Below are 16349 nucleotides of genomic sequence, written 5' to 3'. Positions count from 1 at the left end.
GCTTACGATGGGACGTCGCGGGTCAGCTCGGTGGGTGAGCCCTTGCGGCCGCCGGGTAGGTCCATCGTCGTGCAGGTGCCGCCGTCGACGAACTTCCAGGCGTTGCCTTGATAGTCGACGGTCGAGGTACCTTGGCAGGTGGTTCCCGGGCCTGCCTTGCAGTCGTTCTGTCCCTTCAAGGCGACGCCAAAGCACTTCTCCTTGCCGGCGTCCATTGCTGCCTTGACCTGTGCCTCGGTCAGCGGCGCGGCCGTCGCAAAAGAAGCAAGAGCCGTGGCAACGGCGCTGGCCAGTAAGGCCGCGCTCACGGTTGATCTCGTTGACATGATTTCACCTCCGGTTGGGTTTCAAGCGCACTCTCCTCAGTGCGCATTGGTCAGTTCGGTCCGGACGCCCGCCGTGTTACGTCTGTTTGGAACACGAATTCGTGATCGCCTGAGGCTTGGCCGAGGGTGGCCTGAACAGGGTTTGCGGAGCGGCCAAGAAGGCCGACGACAAGGCGGCGGGCCACTGGAAGCGCCCGCGGTCCAAATAAATCCCTGGGACAGCCGTGCCCATACCCCGCCAGCCATTCATTGACCGCAATCCTGCGAGACCTTTGGCCGGAAGGGGAGCAGGATCATGCTGGACAGGATCGCCGAGTTCTTCATCTTCGGGCTGGTGCCGCTGGCCGTCGGCATACTGGCCGTTCCGGATCACTCCGTGGCCGCCGAAAAGACCCTCAAGGGCGAGGTGATGTATCGCGAGCGCATCACGCTGCCGCCCAACGCCGTGCTTTCCGTGCAGCTTGCCGACGTATCGCTGGCCGACGCGCCGGCCGCAATTATCGGCGAACGCAAGATCGTGCCCACCGGCCAGGTGCCGATCAAGTTCGAGATCAGCTTCGATCCGCAGGCGATCAGGCCGAACATGACCTACGTGCTGCAGGCACGCATCACCGCCGACGACAGGCTGCTGTTCATCTCCGACGAGCGTCATCAGGTCGACCCGCTGAGCGATGCACCGCTGACCATCATGCTGAAAATGGCGGCGCCGAGCGACGAGCCGGCGGCAGCCTCCGTGTTCGGTCAAAGCTGGCTGATCGAATATATCGACGGCATCGGCGTGATTGCCGAGCCGCGGGCGACGTTCCGGATCAGCGAAGCCGGCAAGGCCGGCGGCAGCGGCCCTTGCAACGTCTACTTCGCCACCGCCAAAGTCGATGGTTCGACGATTACCATCAGTGACATCGGTTCGACCTTCAAGGCCTGCGCGTCCGAGACCATGGCCGAGGAAAAGGCGCTGTTCGAGGCGCTGGCCAAGGCAGCGTCGTACCATATCGACGCCGGCAAGCTCATCATCGCCGACAAGGATGATCGCGTCATCCTGCGGTTCAATGCTGCGAGCTGAGCCTGTCGCTATTCAGGTAAGGGCTTCACCGGCTCGGCCTGCCCTGAATCTCAACAGGCCTTGGACCGTTCCGAAACGATCACACCTGTGGTGGCGCAGGCGTCAGGCCAAAGCGGTGCATCAAATCCATGATCCTGGCGCGGTCGGGCGGGCCGCCGGCGCCGAAGATGGCGAAGGCCTCGCGGAAATATTCCGGCCCGATCGCCGCCGGCGTCACCATGCAGAGCACCTTGGCCGTCTCTGTGCCGTTATTGTCGAAGCGATGGATTGCTCCGCGCGGAATGCACAGTGCCTGTCCAGGCCCCAAATCGTGCCGGTATCCGTCGACGGTCAGCGTCAGCACGCCATCGATCCCGTACATCGTCTCTTCGTAGTGGTCGTGGCTGTGTGCCGGCGCGAGCAGGCGCTGCGAGCCGGGGACAGTCAGTTCGAAGGCCGCGATGCTGCCGGCCGATTGATCGCCGGTGAGCAGGAAACGCACGGCAAGACCGCCATGGCTGATCGTCTCGTCAGCAGGATTGACGCGGACCTGGCTGGCTTTTTCTAGCATTCCATCCTCCCATGTGGTAAATCGAATTTACCGATGACGAGTAAACTCAATTTACCAAGGTGTCAATGCCATCGCCCATTGAAGATCCGCCAAGGAAGCCGCCGCTGATCGGCGCGCTGCTGCGCGTGCCTGCCATGGCCATCCACCGCAAGCTGATCAGAGAACTCAGGGCATCGGGTTTCGAGGATCTCAGCCCGCCGCATATGGCCGTGATCCAATATCCCGGCCCTGACGGCCTGAGGCCAAGCGCGCTTGCCGAGCGCGCCGCCATGAGCAAACAGGCCATGAACCAGCTGCTGAAGACGCTGGAAACGATGGGCTACATCAGGCGCTCCGCAGCACCTGACGAAAGCGGCGGGACGATCGTCAATTTCACCGACCGCGGGCGCGCCGCCTATCAGAAGATGGCCGACATATTGCTGGATATCGAGCGGGAATGGGCTGAGGAACTTGGCTCAAAACGCTTTCATGAGCTGAAGATGCTGCTCGGCGACCTTTGGGACACGCCGCTCATTCGCTGAGAAGGAGATCGGCAGCTTCGACGCTCCGCTCACTCCCGAGGCGTTGGATGACGCCTCGTTTGTCTCCGACCACGGCCTGCTCGCAGACGGCGGCTATTCGGTCGCCTGATCGGCCGCATGCCGATCACGTTGTGTTTCAGCGGGAATAGGCCGGGCAGGGGGCGCGTTAGTCGTTCATAAGATGGCGGGTAAGGCAAAAGGGACGTTTGTCCCTTCGTTGAAGCCGCCAGAATGGCTGCGGCTCGTTCTGGCCACTCAAAGGAGTCCAGAGATGAAAACGCATACGCTTATCGTTGCCGCCACCGGTGCATCGCTTCTTGCCTTTACCGGTCTTGCCAAGGCGGACGACCATCTGTTCGATGCCCTTCAGCATGGTCTCAGTCCTGACAGCCAGCCTTTCGAGACCAACAAGGCTGGTCATAGCGGCGATCTCGCGCCCGGGCAGGGCAGCCCGTTCACAGGTGAGGAGACCAAGACCCCGGCCACCGACACGGACGCGGCGAATGAACATGCGAACGTGAAGGAACGCCAGGCGAAATAGACTGGCAGAACCCGCCGCTAGGGGGCGGCGGGCGAGATCTATCGGGCGACGACCGCATACACCAGGCATTCTCAATTTGTTGCGAGTTTGAATACCGCGCCATAGTGATAGGGCGGCACATCAACCAGCTCGGCGAGCTTGAACCCGCTCGCTTCCACCGCCGCGGTGGTCTGTTCGGGTGACAGCCTCAGCTCGGTCTTTGGCCCGCGCGGCTCGCCGAGGACCGTGGTTTGCTCGCGCGGCTGCTGGTGCCAGTTGACGATGGCAAAACGACCAGCAGGGCCAAGCGTCGCGCGCACGGCGCGGGCAAGGCGCGGCCGATCCGGAACACCGTGGAAAGCGTTGGCCATAAAGACGAAGTCGACGGTTTGAGGCACCAGCCTGGCAAGCTCATAGGCATCGCCCGCCACAAACTCGCAATTGCTCGCGCCACCTTCGGCCAGTCGCCGCCGGGCGACTTCGAGGAGATCGGCATCGATGTCGATGGCGACTACATGACGGGCGACCCTGGCGATTGGCAGCGTGAACCAGCCGTCGCCGCAGCAAAGATCGACCACGTCCGTGCCGGGCTTCATGCCTACTGCCGCCACGACACTGGCAGGCTCGGGCCACAGCGCTTCCCACCAGCCGCCGGTCGGCATTTCGGTGCCCTGGAAGAAGCCGGGAATGGTGCTGGTCATGGCCTGGTCGGCTCCATTGTCGGGACCGCGTTTGATCGGTGCCCTCGAGCTTAACGCACCCATGATCCGTCGAGGAGCCTGAAGCTGAAAATGTCCGCTAACAAAAAAGGCCGGCGTTGCGCCGGCCTCTTTGATGGGGTTCGGGATGCCGGCTTAGCCGACGATCTCGGTGTCCGAGAACCAGTATTTGATCTCCTGCGCGGCGGTTTCCGGCGCATCAGAACCGTGCACGGAATTCTCGCCGATCGACAGCGCGTGCAGCTTGCGGATGGTGCCTTCGGCGGCGCTTGCCGGATTGGTGGCGCCCATCACTTCGCGGTTCTTGGCAATGGCGTTCTCGCCTTCCAGTACCTGCACGATGGTCGGGCCCGACGACATGGACTCGACCAGCTCGCCGAAGAACGGACGCTCCTTGTGGACGGCATAAAAACCTTCCGCCTCGCGGCGGCTCATCCACACCCGGCGCGAAGCGACGACGCGCAGGCCGGCATCTTCCAGTATCTTGGTAATGGCGCCGGTGAGATTGCGGCGGGTCGCGTCCGGCTTGATCATGGAAAAGGTGCGTTCGAGCGCCATGGGATCGTCCTTGTGATGGAGAGTGGAATTGAGGGTGGCGGGCTCTATACAAGCCGCCCGCCGGCTTGCCAAGGGGACGCTGGCGCGGCGCGCATTTCTGCACTAGCCGCCGCACAGCGCGTCACCGTCAGGGCCAATGTCGTCATAACTGCATCTCGATCGTCAGGTTGGCGGTGTCGCCAGCCCGAAGGCCTTCGCGGACCCGCACCGCCGTCTTGATCGGCAAGAGCAGGCTGCCGGATTTCTTGTCGGGAAACAGCGATGTCCGCCATCTGGTCTGGCCGATGACGGCTTCCACGCCAAGCGAACCCCAGGGCCGTGCCATCCCCATCATCGCCGTTTTGATCCGGGTCCCAAGCTCCGGCGGCAACGTCACGAAATGCCAGCCGCCCTTGCCCGGATAGACCCAGATCTCGGCCTGCATGTCGTAGCGAAACATTCTATGCCCTTCCTCAGGTCAAGGTCGTCACGACCGGCTTTGCCATGGTGTCTTGTTGGCAATGCTGACGATCGGCGAAACCATCCATGATATCCACAGCCCTGCAGCGGAGGAGTCATTCTTCCCCGCAAAGAGGATGGCAGCGCCGCCATACCACTACCGCCTTGTCACGATAGACGGCCGCCGGATTTCCCAGCCTTCCCGTTCCAGCTCCGGCACGCTGTGGTTCTCGCTCGGGTAGCCGATGCAGAAGTAACCGATCAGTGTCCACTCCGGCGGCACGTCCAGGATCGTCGCCATCTCGGCCGGATCGAGGATCGAGACCCAGCCCATGCCTATTCCTTCGGCGCGCGCAGCCAGCCACATCGTGTGGACCGCCATGACAGCCGAATAGTCTATGGTGGCTGGCATGGTCAGGCGGCCGAGCCCATGCCCTTGCGAGGTTGTACGGTCGGCGAAAACCGCAAGCTGGCAGGGTGCCTCATTCAGGCCCGCAAGCTTCAGGCGCGCATAAAGCGCGGCGCGTTCGCCGCAAAAGGTTTGGAGTGCCTCCGCGTTGCAGCGCTCGAAGCATGTCCTGACGGCAGCGCGGCATACTACGCTCTCGACGACGACGAAGCGCCAAGGTTGGCTCAGCCCGACGGACGGCGCGGCGCTGGCAAGCTCGAGCAGCCGCTCCAGCGCCCCTTCGGGGAGCGGCGTCGGCTTGAACCGCCTGACGTCGCGTCGCCACAGGAAGAGATTGGCGAGCCCGGCGCGAAAGTCGGCCGGGAACTCTGGGTTTGCGGTCATGGCGCGCTGCCTTTGTTGTGATTGTCCGGTTCGCCGGATGTTCGTCTTGTTTGCTGCGATCCGGGTGCTGATGAGGCGCTTCGAGCGACACGTCTGCTACCCGCATTGTCGCATTTCGCCGGGCGGCAATTCTAACGCATGTCGCGCAAAAGTGTGCAGCGGTTTTGCGGTAACGACATGCATCAAAACAAGAACCTAAAGCGCGTCACATGAGGCCGGTCGGACGCGACGCGCTCTAGCCAAGGCTGGACGACATTGCCGCGATCTACGCCGTTGGACCTTGATCGGCAAACAAAACCCGCCTCGGCAAGCCGGGCGGGTCGTCGGTACGAATCAGCACCATACCCAAATTAGTAGCATAGCTGCCGCACAAAGCAAGAACAAAATGTGGCGTTGCCGATGAAACTGCCGATTTCACCCCTCAAGCGGGGCGATCGCTGCCGGCGCGACCGTGCGGCCGACGCCGCCATGCAGATCGAGGCATCGTTCGAACCATTGCGCCACGACGTCGCTGTCGTCGAGCAGCCGGTAGGGCGTGGCGATGCGCGCCCATTGCAGCGCGCCGAAAACGATGTAGTCGGCAAATAGCGGCGACTGGCCGCTGATGAAGGGCTGATAGCCAAGCATCGAGCGGAGCGGCTCCAGCGAGGCGCGGAAGCTGGCGAGCCCAGCGTCGCGGGTGGCGTATACCGCCTCCAGGCGATTGCCGAAGCGCTGCTCGCGGGTCTGCCGGAAATAGGCGGCGTTCGCCTCGTCCTGCATGGCGTGTAGGTCCAGTATCGCAGCGGTGGTGACGTAGGGATGGATGGTCAGCTGCGACCAGCGTTCGATGAAGCGCGCCATCGCCTTACCACCGTCGCCGGAAAACAATGTCGGCCGCTCGGGATAGGCCTCCTCGAGATAGAGCGCGATGGCGAAGGAATCGGCGACCACCGTCTCGCCGTCGCGGATCACCGGAACGAGCTTCGAGACGCCGCCTTCCACCTTCGGCACTTCGAGGAAACGGGTCGGCACGCTGGTGATGTCGAGCCCTTTGTGGGCCAGCGCCATCGCCGCCTTCCAGCAATGTGGGCTGAATGGGCGGGCGGCGTCGCGTCCGACAAGGTCATAGAGCAGAATGGTCATTGGCGGCAGCGTCCTTGCAGTCTAACTATGCCCGAAACAGACCCGCGCGAAACAGGGTCTCGCAGGTCGAGAGAAGAATGAAACAGCATTTCAGGATGTTTGCGGCCTACAATCAATGGGCCAACGGCCGCATCTACGACGCCGCCGCCGATCTCGACGAGGAAGAGTTCGACCGCAATGTCGGCGTCTTCTTCGGTTCGATGATGGGAACGCTCAACCACCTCCTGGCAGCCGACCGTATCTGGATGAAACGCTTCACCGGCGAGGGCGACGCGCCGGCAAGGCTCGACACGATCCTGCACCGCGCCTTGCCCGGCTTGCGGCTGGCGCGCGAGGCCGAGGACAAACGGATCATCGACTGGGTCGACGGCCTGAGCGACAAGGCGCTGTCGGGCCGCTTCTCCTACATGACCGTCTCGGATATGCGCACCGTCTCGCAGCGGCTGGCGCCGGCGCTCGATCACTTCTTCAACCACCAGACCCACCACCGCGGCCAGGCGCATGCGATCCTGACCGTTCTGGGCAAGCCAAGCCTCGGACTGGACCTGACGATGTTCCAGCGCAGCGAGGAGGGCAGAGCATTCGCCTAAAGCGCGTCGCGTTCGACCGGCCTCCATGCGACGCGCTTTAGGTTCTTGTTTGATGCATGTCGTAATCGCAAAACCGCTGCACACTTTTGCGCGACATGCATTAACCCTGGGGCGGCTGGTGAAGCGGACGGTGGATAGAGGACGATCTGCCGAGATTGCAAAACGCGCCAAAACATTTTATGGAGCGCACGGTCGTGAGGGCGGCCGCTTCAGCAGCATTCAGCAGCAACAGCGAGAATTGGCACGCATGCCCAATGAACCCTTGCGCCTTGTGGCGTTCTTCGCCGTGGTCCTGGCGCTCCTCAACTCCGGTTATTATTTCCACCAGGGGGACATCGTCGCGACCATCTATTTCATGATCGGCGCCATTCTTGTGACTGCGGTGACCCGGATGAGTGTCAGAAGGCAGCTGATTTAGGACCGACCCGCTTATCTGGCCGCCATCTCGACGGCCGGTTCGCTTCGACTGCGATCGAATTGAAAGCAAAGTCTTAGGACTTCGTTTGCGCTGTTGCTTCAAGGTGGCCGGCTGAAGCAGGAGCAAAAAAATGCGGATCGATTTGTCCCCGACGAGCTGGGGCAGGGTCGTGGCGGTTACCGTCGCTGGCACCGTGGTCTGCATTGCAGCCGCGTTCTTCGTCGATTCCTTCAATTTCCCGTATTTGTCGCCGGAAGCGCTGTGGCGGGCGCAGCTCACCGACCTGCTGCTGCCGCTTGTGCTGGCCGGCTCGTTCTTCTTTTTCCTGATGTGGAAAATGCGCCAGCTGGCCATCGCGCAGAAGGCACTGGCCATCGTCGCGGCGACCGACAGCCTGACGGCGGTGTTCAACCGGGGTGCGTTTTCGATGCTCGTCGAAGCCTATCTCGAACAGGCCCGCAGCCATTCCGTCGTCAATGCCGGCGCCTTGTTGATCGTCGATGCCGACCATTTCAAATCCGTCAACGACCGCCTCGGCCACGACTGCGGAGACCAGGCGCTCAAGCTGATCGCCAGGACGATCCAGGGCCAGCTGCGCGGCGCCGATATCGTCGGCCGGATCGGCGGCGAGGAATTTGCGGTTTTCCTTCCCGGCGCAGATCCTTCGCAGTCCTGGCTGGTGGCGGAGACAATTCGCCGACGCGTCCGTGAGGCGGAGTTCTCGCCTGGCGGCCGGCCCTGTCCTCTCTCGGTCAGCATCGGCGGCGTCGCCTTCAGCGGGCCGACCACCTACGCCGAGATGTTCGTGGTGGCGGACAAGCACCTTTACAAGGCCAAATCGAACGGCCGCGATCAGGTCAGTTTCGAGACCGCGGCAGCGGGCGACCCGCCGGGCGGCGGCCCGATGACGGTCCATTGACGGTCGTTTCTGTCAGGCGGCGTAGCCGCCGAGGCCCCGGGCGACCGGCTTGACCGAGACTGCCGGCTGCGCGGCCGGCCAGAGGATGCCTGCCGTCACGGCGAAGGTGATCAGGGCGTCGCGTGCCGCTTCGGCCGAGATCTCGCCGGCACGTGCCGCCTCGCAGGCCTTTACCGCGGCGCCATAGCTCAGCCGCCGGCGCGAAGGCGGGAACTCGGTCAGGAATTCGTGCATCTCGGAGAACGAAGCGATCGTACGCTTGTAGCCGGCGCCAACGGTTAGGGCGCCCGGGGTGGAAAACGTCCTGTCGTGCATTCTGGCCTCTCGAATGGGCGGAGGTCACGGCGGACGCCGTTCTCCGGTCTGGGGGTCGGGCAGAAACGCGGATCACGGCGCGAGGTTCCATGTTGCCGGGATTGTTTTTCGCCGGCTCTGGGAGCGGTCGCCGGGCGAGCAGCGCCAGCGGCGAGGCGGGTGCCTATTTCCACATGCCGCGCATGCGGGCGCCGAGATCGACACGCACCTGCGGCTGGCGGCGCGGATCGTCTCTGGCCTGGACGCTGGCCCAAGCCACCTGCTCGAACGCGCCGAGGATCGAGCGCGGGATGAAGCGCGTGCGCGAGGCATAGACATGGCGGTCGCCGCGCGCCGCCTGGCCGTGGACGAAAAAGCGATGCGGCATGACCAGGTGCAAGCTGTCCTTGGCCCGCGTCATCGCCACGTAGAGCAGCCGCCGCTCCTCGTCGATGTCCTCCTTGCTGCCGACGCCGAGATCGATCGGGATGCAGCCGTCGACGGTGTTGAGCACGAAGACGCTCTTCCACTCCTGGCCCTTGGCCGAATGGATGGTCGACAGGATCAGATAATCCTCGTCGCGGTGCGGCGGGCCGGCCTCGTCGCTGGTCGCGTCCGGCGGATCGAGCGTCAGCTCGGTGAGGAAGCGCTCGCGCGAGGCATAGCCGGAAGCGATCTGTTCGAGCTGCAGGAGATCGGCCCGGCGCGTCGTTGCATCCTCGTGGATGCGTTCCAGATACGGCTCGTACCAGAGCCTGACCTGCTCGATGTCGGCCGGCCATTTTTGCGCGCCGGCGCGCAGGCCGCAATAGAGCGCGACAAAGCCCGGCCAGTCGTCGGCGGCCCGCTGCGGCGGCCGGTAGCGGGCAAGCCCCATCGTCTCGTCGAGCGACGTGGCCATGGTCTCGACGATCGCATTCGCCGCCGAAGGGCCGATGCCGGGCAGAAGTTGCAGCACGCGAAAGCCGGCGACGCGGTCGCGCGGGTTCTCGGCAAAGCGCAGCACGGCCAGCACGTCCTTGACGTGAGCCGCATCGAGAAATTTCAGCCCGCCGAACTTGACGAAGGGGATGTTGCGGCGCGTCAGCTCGATCTCCAGCGGGCCGCTATGGTGCGAGGCGCGAAACAGCACGGCCTGCGCTTTGAGAACGGTGCCGGCCTCGCGTTCGGTGAGTATCGCCTGGCAGACATAGCTCGCCTGCTCGGTCTCGTCGCGCACGCTCACCAGCTTCGGCTTTTCCGCCGATTTGCGCTCGGACCAGAGATTTTTGGTGAAACGTTCCGACGCTTCGCCGATCACCGCGTTGGCCGCCGCCAGGATCGTCTCGGTCGAGCGGTAGTTGCGCTCCAGCATGACGACCTCGGCCGGCTGCGCGAACTGCTTGGGAAAATCCAGGATATTGCGCACTTCCGCGGCGCGGAACGAATAGATCGACTGCGCGTCGTCGCCGACCACCGTCAGCCCCGATCCGTCGGGCTTCAGCGCCGTCAGGATCGATGCCTGCAGCCGGTTGGTGTCCTGGTATTCATCCACCAGCACATGGTCGAAACGTGCACCCAGATGCGCGGCGATTTCCGGCTCGCCGGCCATCTGCGCCCAGTAGAGCAGCAGGTCGTCGTAATCGAGCACGTTCTGCGCCTGCTTGGCCTCGACATATCGGGCGAACAATTGTTTCAGCTGCTCGGCCCAGCCGGCGCACCACGGGAACACCGAACCCAGCACCTCGCCGAGCGGCGCCTGTGCATTGACGGCACGCGAATAGATCGCAAGGCAGGTGCCCTTGGTCGGGAAGCGGGCTTCGGTCTTCGAAAACCCAAGCTCGTGGCGGGCGAGGTTCATCAGGTCGGCGGAATCCTCGCGGTCGTGGATGGTGAAGGCCGGATCGAGACCGATCTCCAGCGCATAATCGCGCAGCAGCCTGGCGCCGATGCCGTGGAATGTGCCGGCCCAACTCAGCGCATCGGTGATGACAGAAGCATCGCGGCCCAGCACCTCGCCGGCGATGCGCTCGACCCGCTTGGCCATTTCCGCTGCGGCACGGCGCGAAAATGTCATCAAAAGGATGCGGCGGGGGTCGGCACCCCTGACGATCAGATGGGCGACCCGGTGCGCCAGCGTGTTGGTCTTGCCGGAGCCGGCGCCGGCAATGACCAGCAACGGTCCGGCGATCTTGCCGTCGCCATGTTCGACGGCAAGCCGCTGCTCGGCATTGAGCTTCGCCAGATAGGCCGGCTGGAAAGACGAATCACTGGCGGCGAGGTTCATCGCCCATCAAGCATCGTTTCTGCTTTGTTCGCAACGGTTTGCGGAGACCAATAGGGCTCGTGAGCGACGGAGCCTTGCGGGCGGACCTGTCGACTAACGCTCGGGCTCGACGCCCATCCTTGCCGATTGCCGCCGCAGCGCCTCGCGATCGTCCTGTGGCGGCGGCAGCAGCAGCGGATCAAAATCGTCGGGTACCTCGTCGATCACTTTCTTGGCGACGCGATAGGCGACATAGACGATTGCCCCGGCGATGAGCAGACGGATCATGCCTTCCTCCATTGATTGTGGAGCAACCGGAGACGCGGCATTTTGTTCCCAGGCCCCTTGGCGAATGCAGGAACGACACCGGCCGCGCAACCAAATCGCCGACGCCTCGTTGTCGGGCGAGAGGAGACTGCGATGAAAAAGCGCTCAATCCTGCTGCTTATGGCAGCTCTGACGGTTGCGGGTTGCGACAACAACATCCAGCCGACCAAGGCCCCTGGCGACACGGTCGAGCAGAACCCGCAGGTCGACAAGAATCCGGTGCCGAAGTCGACGACCGGCGGCGATCAGCCCGGCACGCCGCCGAAACAATGACCACCTGAAATAGCATCGGCACCGGTCAAAGAGGTGGCCGGCGCCGCTTGGGAGGAAGCTGATGGCGCCGGCCAGGCGGAGATCAGGCCCGCCGCACATCCAAGGATAGCCGAGTCTTTCCGCAGCGTCATGGTCGATAGCGTACAGACGGCACGCCCCTGTGGACAAACCTGCCGGCCACGCCAGCGTTTGTTCATCAACACATGGAACAAACCCGCCTGCTGCGTGTTTGGGTGTCGATCGGACGCTCCCAAGGCCGCCGTTCACGAAAGAACCCGCTCTCCTTGTCCCCCCTCAGGATAGCGGGTTCTTTTTGCGTCTTGCGGGAGTCGCCGCCAGGCGGATTGACTTACCTGCTTGCCGGTTTTCGCGCCTTATGCGGCGAACCGGGGCTCCAGCCCTTGCGAAGCATGGTTGTCCCGTGCAAAAGCGCGGCCATGCTGATCATCAACGACCTTTCGCTCCGCATGGCCGGACGCCTGCTTCTCGACCATGCCTCGCTGACCTTGCCGGCCGGCAGCAAGGCTGGCCTTGTCGGTCGCAACGGCACCGGCAAGACGACCTTGTTCAAGGCAATCACCGGCGATCTCGCCTCCGAGACCGGCTCGATCAGCCTGCCCAAAAACACGCGCATCGGCCAGGTCGCGCAGGAAGCGCCGGGCACCGAGGAGCCGCTGATCGAGATCGTGCTCAAGGCCGATCTTGAGCGGAGTGCACTGCTCGAAGAGGAAAAGACGGCGGCCGATCCGCACCGCATCGCCGACATCCACATGCGGCTGGCCGATATCGATGCGCACTCGGCCGAGTCACGCGCGGCGACCATTCTCGCCGGCCTCGGCTTCGACGATGCCGCGCAGCGGCGCCCGGCCTCGTCCTTCTCCGGCGGCTGGCGCATGCGCGTCGCGCTGGCCGCCGTGTTGTTTGCCGAGCCCGATCTGCTGCTGCTCGACGAGCCGACCAATTATCTCGACCTCGAAGGCACGCTGTGGCTGGAAAACTACGTATCGAAATACCCGCATACCGTGCTCTTGATTTCGCACGATCGCGACCTGCTCAACCGCGCCGTCAACTCGATCGTCCATCTCGACCAGAAGAAGCTGACCTTCTGGCGCGGCGGCTACGACCAGTTCGAGCGCCAATATACCGAGCAGCGCGAATTGCAGGAGAAGGGCCGCGTCAAGCAGGAGGCCGCGCGCAAGCACATGGAATCCTTCGTCGAGCGCTTCCGCGCCAAGGCGTCGAAGGCGAGGCAGGCGCAGTCGCGCATCAAGGCGCTGGAGAAGATGAAGCCGATCGCCGCGATCGTGAACGACACGGTTCGGCCGTTCTCCTTTCCGGAGCCGGTGAAGACGGTTGCCTCGCCGATCATTGCGCTGAACAACGTCAATGTCGGCTATACCGAGGGCGAGCCGATCCTGAAAAAGATGACGCTGCGCATCGATGCCGACGATCGCATCGCGCTGCTCGGCGCCAATGGCAACGGCAAGTCGACCTTCGCCAAGCTTTTGGCCGGCCGGCTGAAACCGGAGACCGGCAGCATGACGGTGGCGCCCGGGCTGAAGGCGGCAATCTTCGCCCAGCACCAGCTCGACGACCTCAGGCCCGACGAAAACGCTTATGAGCACGTCCGCCGGCTGATGCCGGACGCGCCGGAATCCAAGGTGCGCGGCCGCGTCGCCCAGTTCGGCCTGACCACCGAAAAGATGAACACGGCCGCCAAGGATCTGTCCGGCGGCGAGAAGGCCCGGCTCCTGATGGGCCTGTCGGCCTTCGAGGGGCCGAACCTGTTCATCCTCGACGAGCCGACCAACCATCTCGACATCGACAGCCGTGAATCGCTGATCCATGCGCTGAACGATTTTCCTGGTGCCGTCATGCTGATCTCGCACGACCGCCATCTGCTCGAAGCGACCGCCGACCGGCTGTGGCTGGTCAAGGACGGCGCGGTCAATCCGTATGACGGCGACCTCGAAGATTACAAGACGCTGGTCACCGGCGTCTCCGGCGACCGCCGCGGCAAGCGCGAGGCGGACAAAGCCTCGAAAGCCGACCGCCGCCGCGATGCAGCCGCGCGCCGCGCTGCCTTCGAGCCGCTGGCCAAGGAAATCCGCGCCACCGAAGCGCTGATGGACCGCCTCCGTAAGCGCATCGACCTGATCGAGGATGAACTCGCCAACCCGGCCGTCTACGAAAAGGACCCCTCAACCGCGACAAGGCTGGCCAAGGAGCGCTCACAACTTGCGCAACAGCTGGCCGGCCACGAGGAAAAATGGCTGTCGATGTCGGCGGAGTACGAGGAAGGCACGGCGGAGTAGGACGATGTCGACAAAACTCTGGATCGAAGCTGCCAAGGTTTTGGTTGTCAATTCCGAAGCTGTCGTAAAATGCCCTGAGTGTGGAGACGGCAATCTGCTGGTCATCGACGCAGCCGGATCATCGCATGTCGAGCGCCACATACATTGCCCGAAATGCGGCGCCTACAACGCCTTGCTCAAGAGCATTGATGGCGGGTAACTGGCCCTACACGCCGCTATCACAACCGGCTAGTTTGCTCCCATGAATCAGCACGCCAAGCTCAAAATCGGCCATTCGGCCTGTCCGCATGATTGCCCGTCGACCTGCGCGCTCGAGGTCGAATTGCTCGACGCCAGGCGCATCGGCCGGGTCCATGGCGCCAAGGCCAACAGCTATACGGCCGGCGTTGTCTGCGCCAAGGTCGCCCGCTATGCCGACCGCATCCATCATCCCGACCGTTTGCTGAAGCCGCTGGTCCGCGCCGGCGCCAAGGGCGAGGGCGTATGGAAGGAAGCGAGCTGGGAGGCCGCACTCGACCTCGTCGCCGAAAAGTTCATTGCGGCGGAGGCGAAATACGGCTCGGAGACGGTCTGGCCCTATTACTATGCCGGCACGATGGGGCTGGTGCAGCGCGACGGCATCGAGCGGCTCAGGCACGCCAAAAAATACTCCGGCTTCTTCGGTTCGATCTGCACCAATCTGGCCTGGACCGGCTGGATGATGGGCGCCGGCGCGCTGCGCGGCCCCGATCCGCGCGAAATGGCGAAGTCCGACTGCGTGGTGATCTGGGGTACCAATGCCGTGGTCACGCAGGTCAACGTCATGACACACGCAATCAAGGCGCGCAAGGAACGCGGCGCCAAGATCGTCGTCATCGACGTCTACGAAAATGCGACAATGAAGCAGGCCGATCTCGGCTTGGTGCTGAAGCCCGGCACCGACGGCGCGCTGGCCTGCGCGGTGATGCACGTGCTGTTCCGTGACGGCATGGCCGACCGCGCCTATCTGGAAAAATACACCGACGATCCGCACGGTCTGGAAGCGCATCTTAAGACGCGGACGCCACAATGGGCCGCTGACATCACCGGGCTTTCCGTCGACGAAATCGAGGCCTTCGCCCGTCTCGTCGGCACGACGAAGAAGACTTATTTCCGCCTCGGCTACGGTTTTTCCCGGCAGCGCAACGGTTCGGTCAACATGCATGCCGCGGCCTCGATCGCGGCGGTCACCGGCTGCTGGCAATATGAGGGCGGCGGCGCCTTCCATACCAATTCGGGCATCTTCAAGCTCAACCAGGAACTGCTCGAAGGCACGCGGATGCGCGACCCCGCGATCCGTCATCTCGATCATTCGCGCATCGGCCCGGTGCTGACCGGGGCTGAGGATGCGCTCTATGGCGGCCCGCCGGTGACGGCGCTGCTGATCCAGAACACCAATCCGGTCAATGTCGCGCCGGAGCAGCGGCTGGTGAAGCAAGGTTTTCTGCGCGGCGATCTGTTTTCCTGCGTGCACGAGCAGTTCATGACCGACACCGCCAAACTCGCCGATGTGGTGCTGCCGGCGACGATGTTTCTCGAGCATGACGACGTCTACAAGGGCGGCGGCAACCAGCACATCACGCTCGGGCCGAAGCTGATCGACCCGCCGGAAGGACCGCGCACCAATCATTTCGTCATCGAGGAGCTCGGCAAAAGGCTCGGTGTCGCCGATCGCCCGGGCTTCGGCATGACCGAGCAGCAGCATATCGATGTCATTCTCGGCAAACGCGGGCTGGGCAGCTTTTCGAGCCTGAAAGAGCAGAAATGGGTCGATTTGCAGCCGAATTTCGCGGCCGCGCACTTCCTGGACGGCTTCGGCCATGCCGACAAGAAATTCCATTTTCGCGCCGACTGGACGGGCCAGGCGTCGCCCAATCGGCCACCGAAAACCATGGGCCTGTTCGGGCCGGTGGCGCGCCTGCCGGAATTCCCCGATCATGTCGACCTGATCGAGGTGGCGGACGAGGCGCACCCGTTCCGGCTGACTACCTCGCCGGCGCGCAATTTCCTCAATTCGACCTTTGCCGAAACGCCGGTGTCGCAGGCAAAAGAGCGCCGGCCGGAGCTGCTCTTGCATCCCGATGATGCGGCGGCACTCGGCGTTGCTGACGGCGGCCGTGTCGAAGTCGGCAACCAGCGTGGCGAGGTGGTGCTGCACGTAAGATTGTTTGACGGCATCAGGCGCGGCGTGGTCGTCGCCGAAGGCATCTGGCCGAACAGCGCCCATGAGCGCGGCGAGGGCATCAACGTGCTGACCGGCGCCGATGCGCCGGCGCCCTATGGCGGCGCCGCCTTCCACGACAACAAGGTCTGGCTGCGCCCGGCGGATTGAGCGTC

20 protein-coding genes are annotated in these 16349 nt (G+C 63.6%); 10 read left to right on the top strand and 10 right to left on the bottom strand.

The features are described 5' to 3' along the window. Positions 1-2: 2 nt before the first annotated feature. A complete protein-coding gene (locus NKH13_RS06480; RefSeq protein ID WP_352479258.1) occupies positions 3-326 on the bottom strand; it encodes a BufA1 family periplasmic bufferin-type metallophore in 324 nt (107 codons plus the stop codon). Positions 327-621: 295 nt separating this feature from the next. Between NKH13_RS06480 and NKH13_RS06475 the strand changes: the two genes are divergently transcribed. Next, positions 622-1389 carry a YbaY family lipoprotein gene (locus NKH13_RS06475; protein ID WP_352911426.1) on the top strand — a complete coding sequence of 256 codons (768 nt, stop codon included), beginning with the start codon at positions 622-624 and terminating at the stop codon, positions 1387-1389. Positions 1390-1468: 79 nt separating this feature from the next. Here the strand turns inward: NKH13_RS06475 and NKH13_RS06470 are convergent, their stop codons facing one another. Further along, positions 1469-1939 (bottom strand): cupin domain-containing protein, encoded by a 471-nt coding sequence (locus NKH13_RS06470; protein ID WP_352911423.1) that lies wholly within the window; start codon positions 1937-1939, stop codon positions 1469-1471. Positions 1940-2004: 65 nt separating this feature from the next. Between NKH13_RS06470 and NKH13_RS06465 the strand changes: the two genes are divergently transcribed. Further along, positions 2005-2460: a MarR family winged helix-turn-helix transcriptional regulator gene (locus NKH13_RS06465; RefSeq protein ID WP_352911420.1), complete on the top strand. Its 456-nt coding sequence runs from the start codon at positions 2005-2007 to the stop codon at positions 2458-2460. 271 nt (positions 2461-2731) lie between these two features. Beyond that, entirely contained in the window at positions 2732-3001 is a 270-nt protein-coding gene (locus tag NKH13_RS06460; protein ID WP_352911417.1) for a hypothetical protein, read from the top strand. Positions 3002-3072: 71 nt separating this feature from the next. Here the strand turns inward: NKH13_RS06460 and NKH13_RS06455 are convergent, their stop codons facing one another. The 5 genes from NKH13_RS06455 to NKH13_RS06435 all read right to left on the bottom strand — a co-directional run bounded on the left by NKH13_RS06455 (position 3073) and on the right by NKH13_RS06435 (position 6613). Continuing rightward, positions 3073-3681 (bottom strand): class I SAM-dependent methyltransferase, encoded by a 609-nt coding sequence (locus NKH13_RS06455; RefSeq protein ID WP_352911415.1) that lies wholly within the window; start codon positions 3679-3681, stop codon positions 3073-3075. Positions 3682-3834: 153 nt separating this feature from the next. Further along, a complete protein-coding gene (gene ndk, locus NKH13_RS06450; RefSeq protein ID WP_023719783.1) occupies positions 3835-4257 on the bottom strand; it encodes a nucleoside-diphosphate kinase in 423 nt (140 codons plus the stop codon). A gap of 142 nt (positions 4258-4399) precedes the next feature. After that, entirely contained in the window at positions 4400-4696 is a 297-nt protein-coding gene (locus tag NKH13_RS06445; RefSeq protein ID WP_352911412.1) for a DUF1905 domain-containing protein, read from the bottom strand. A 156-nt stretch (positions 4697-4852) separates the two neighbouring features. Further along, positions 4853-5488 (bottom strand): 5,6-dimethylbenzimidazole synthase, encoded by a 636-nt coding sequence (gene bluB, locus NKH13_RS06440; protein WP_352911410.1) that lies wholly within the window; start codon positions 5486-5488, stop codon positions 4853-4855. Between the two features lie 414 nt (positions 5489-5902). Further along, a complete protein-coding gene (locus NKH13_RS06435) occupies positions 5903-6613 on the bottom strand; it encodes a glutathione S-transferase family protein (RefSeq protein ID WP_352717592.1) in 711 nt (236 codons plus the stop codon). Between the two features lie 77 nt (positions 6614-6690). On the opposite strand from NKH13_RS06435, the gene NKH13_RS06430 reads away from it, so the two are divergent. From NKH13_RS06430 to NKH13_RS06420, 3 genes are all read left to right on the top strand, one after another. Next, entirely contained in the window at positions 6691-7203 is a 513-nt protein-coding gene (locus NKH13_RS06430; protein WP_352717594.1) for a DinB family protein, read from the top strand. Positions 7204-7255: 52 nt separating this feature from the next. Further along, positions 7256-7621, top strand: coding sequence for a hypothetical protein (locus NKH13_RS06425; RefSeq protein ID WP_352911406.1), 366 nt, complete (start codon positions 7256-7258; stop codon positions 7619-7621). Positions 7622-7751: 130 nt separating this feature from the next. After that, entirely contained in the window at positions 7752-8540 is a 789-nt protein-coding gene (locus tag NKH13_RS06420; RefSeq protein WP_352717597.1) for a GGDEF domain-containing protein, read from the top strand. A 12-nt stretch (positions 8541-8552) separates the two neighbouring features. Here NKH13_RS06420 and NKH13_RS06415 read toward each other — a convergent pair whose 3' ends face one another. The 3 genes from NKH13_RS06415 to NKH13_RS06405 form a co-directional block, all read right to left on the bottom strand. Continuing rightward, positions 8553-8855: a DUF982 domain-containing protein gene (locus NKH13_RS06415; RefSeq protein WP_352911403.1), complete on the bottom strand. Its 303-nt coding sequence runs from the start codon at positions 8853-8855 to the stop codon at positions 8553-8555. 163 nt (positions 8856-9018) lie between these two features. Further along, positions 9019-11100, bottom strand: coding sequence for an ATP-dependent helicase (locus tag NKH13_RS06410; protein ID WP_352911400.1), 2082 nt, complete (start codon positions 11098-11100; stop codon positions 9019-9021). A gap of 93 nt (positions 11101-11193) precedes the next feature. Next, positions 11194-11367: a hypothetical protein gene (locus NKH13_RS06405; protein ID WP_023677660.1), complete on the bottom strand. Its 174-nt coding sequence runs from the start codon at positions 11365-11367 to the stop codon at positions 11194-11196. 132 nt (positions 11368-11499) lie between these two features. Here NKH13_RS06405 and NKH13_RS06400 point away from each other — a divergent pair, with 132 nt between their 5' ends. The 4 genes from NKH13_RS06400 to NKH13_RS06385 all read left to right on the top strand — a co-directional run bounded on the left by NKH13_RS06400 (position 11500) and on the right by NKH13_RS06385 (position 16344). Then, entirely contained in the window at positions 11500-11679 is a 180-nt protein-coding gene (locus NKH13_RS06400; RefSeq protein ID WP_254820275.1) for a hypothetical protein, read from the top strand. 437 nt (positions 11680-12116) lie between these two features. Then, positions 12117-13994 carry an ABC-F family ATP-binding cassette domain-containing protein gene (locus NKH13_RS06395; protein WP_352911397.1) on the top strand — a complete coding sequence of 626 codons (1878 nt, stop codon included), beginning with the start codon at positions 12117-12119 and terminating at the stop codon, positions 13992-13994. A gap of 4 nt (positions 13995-13998) precedes the next feature. After that, entirely contained in the window at positions 13999-14193 is a 195-nt protein-coding gene (locus NKH13_RS06390; protein ID WP_352911394.1) for a hypothetical protein, read from the top strand. A gap of 42 nt (positions 14194-14235) precedes the next feature. After that, positions 14236-16344 (top strand): molybdopterin-containing oxidoreductase family protein, encoded by a 2109-nt coding sequence (locus tag NKH13_RS06385; protein WP_352911392.1) that lies wholly within the window; start codon positions 14236-14238, stop codon positions 16342-16344. Positions 16345-16349 lie beyond the last annotated feature (5 nt).

The organism is Mesorhizobium sp. M1348 (assembly GCF_040317925.1).
GTDB lineage: Bacteria > Pseudomonadota > Alphaproteobacteria > Rhizobiales > Rhizobiaceae > Mesorhizobium.
Note: the sequence above shows the minus strand (reverse complement) of the source record. Positions and strands in the feature narration are given on the sequence as shown.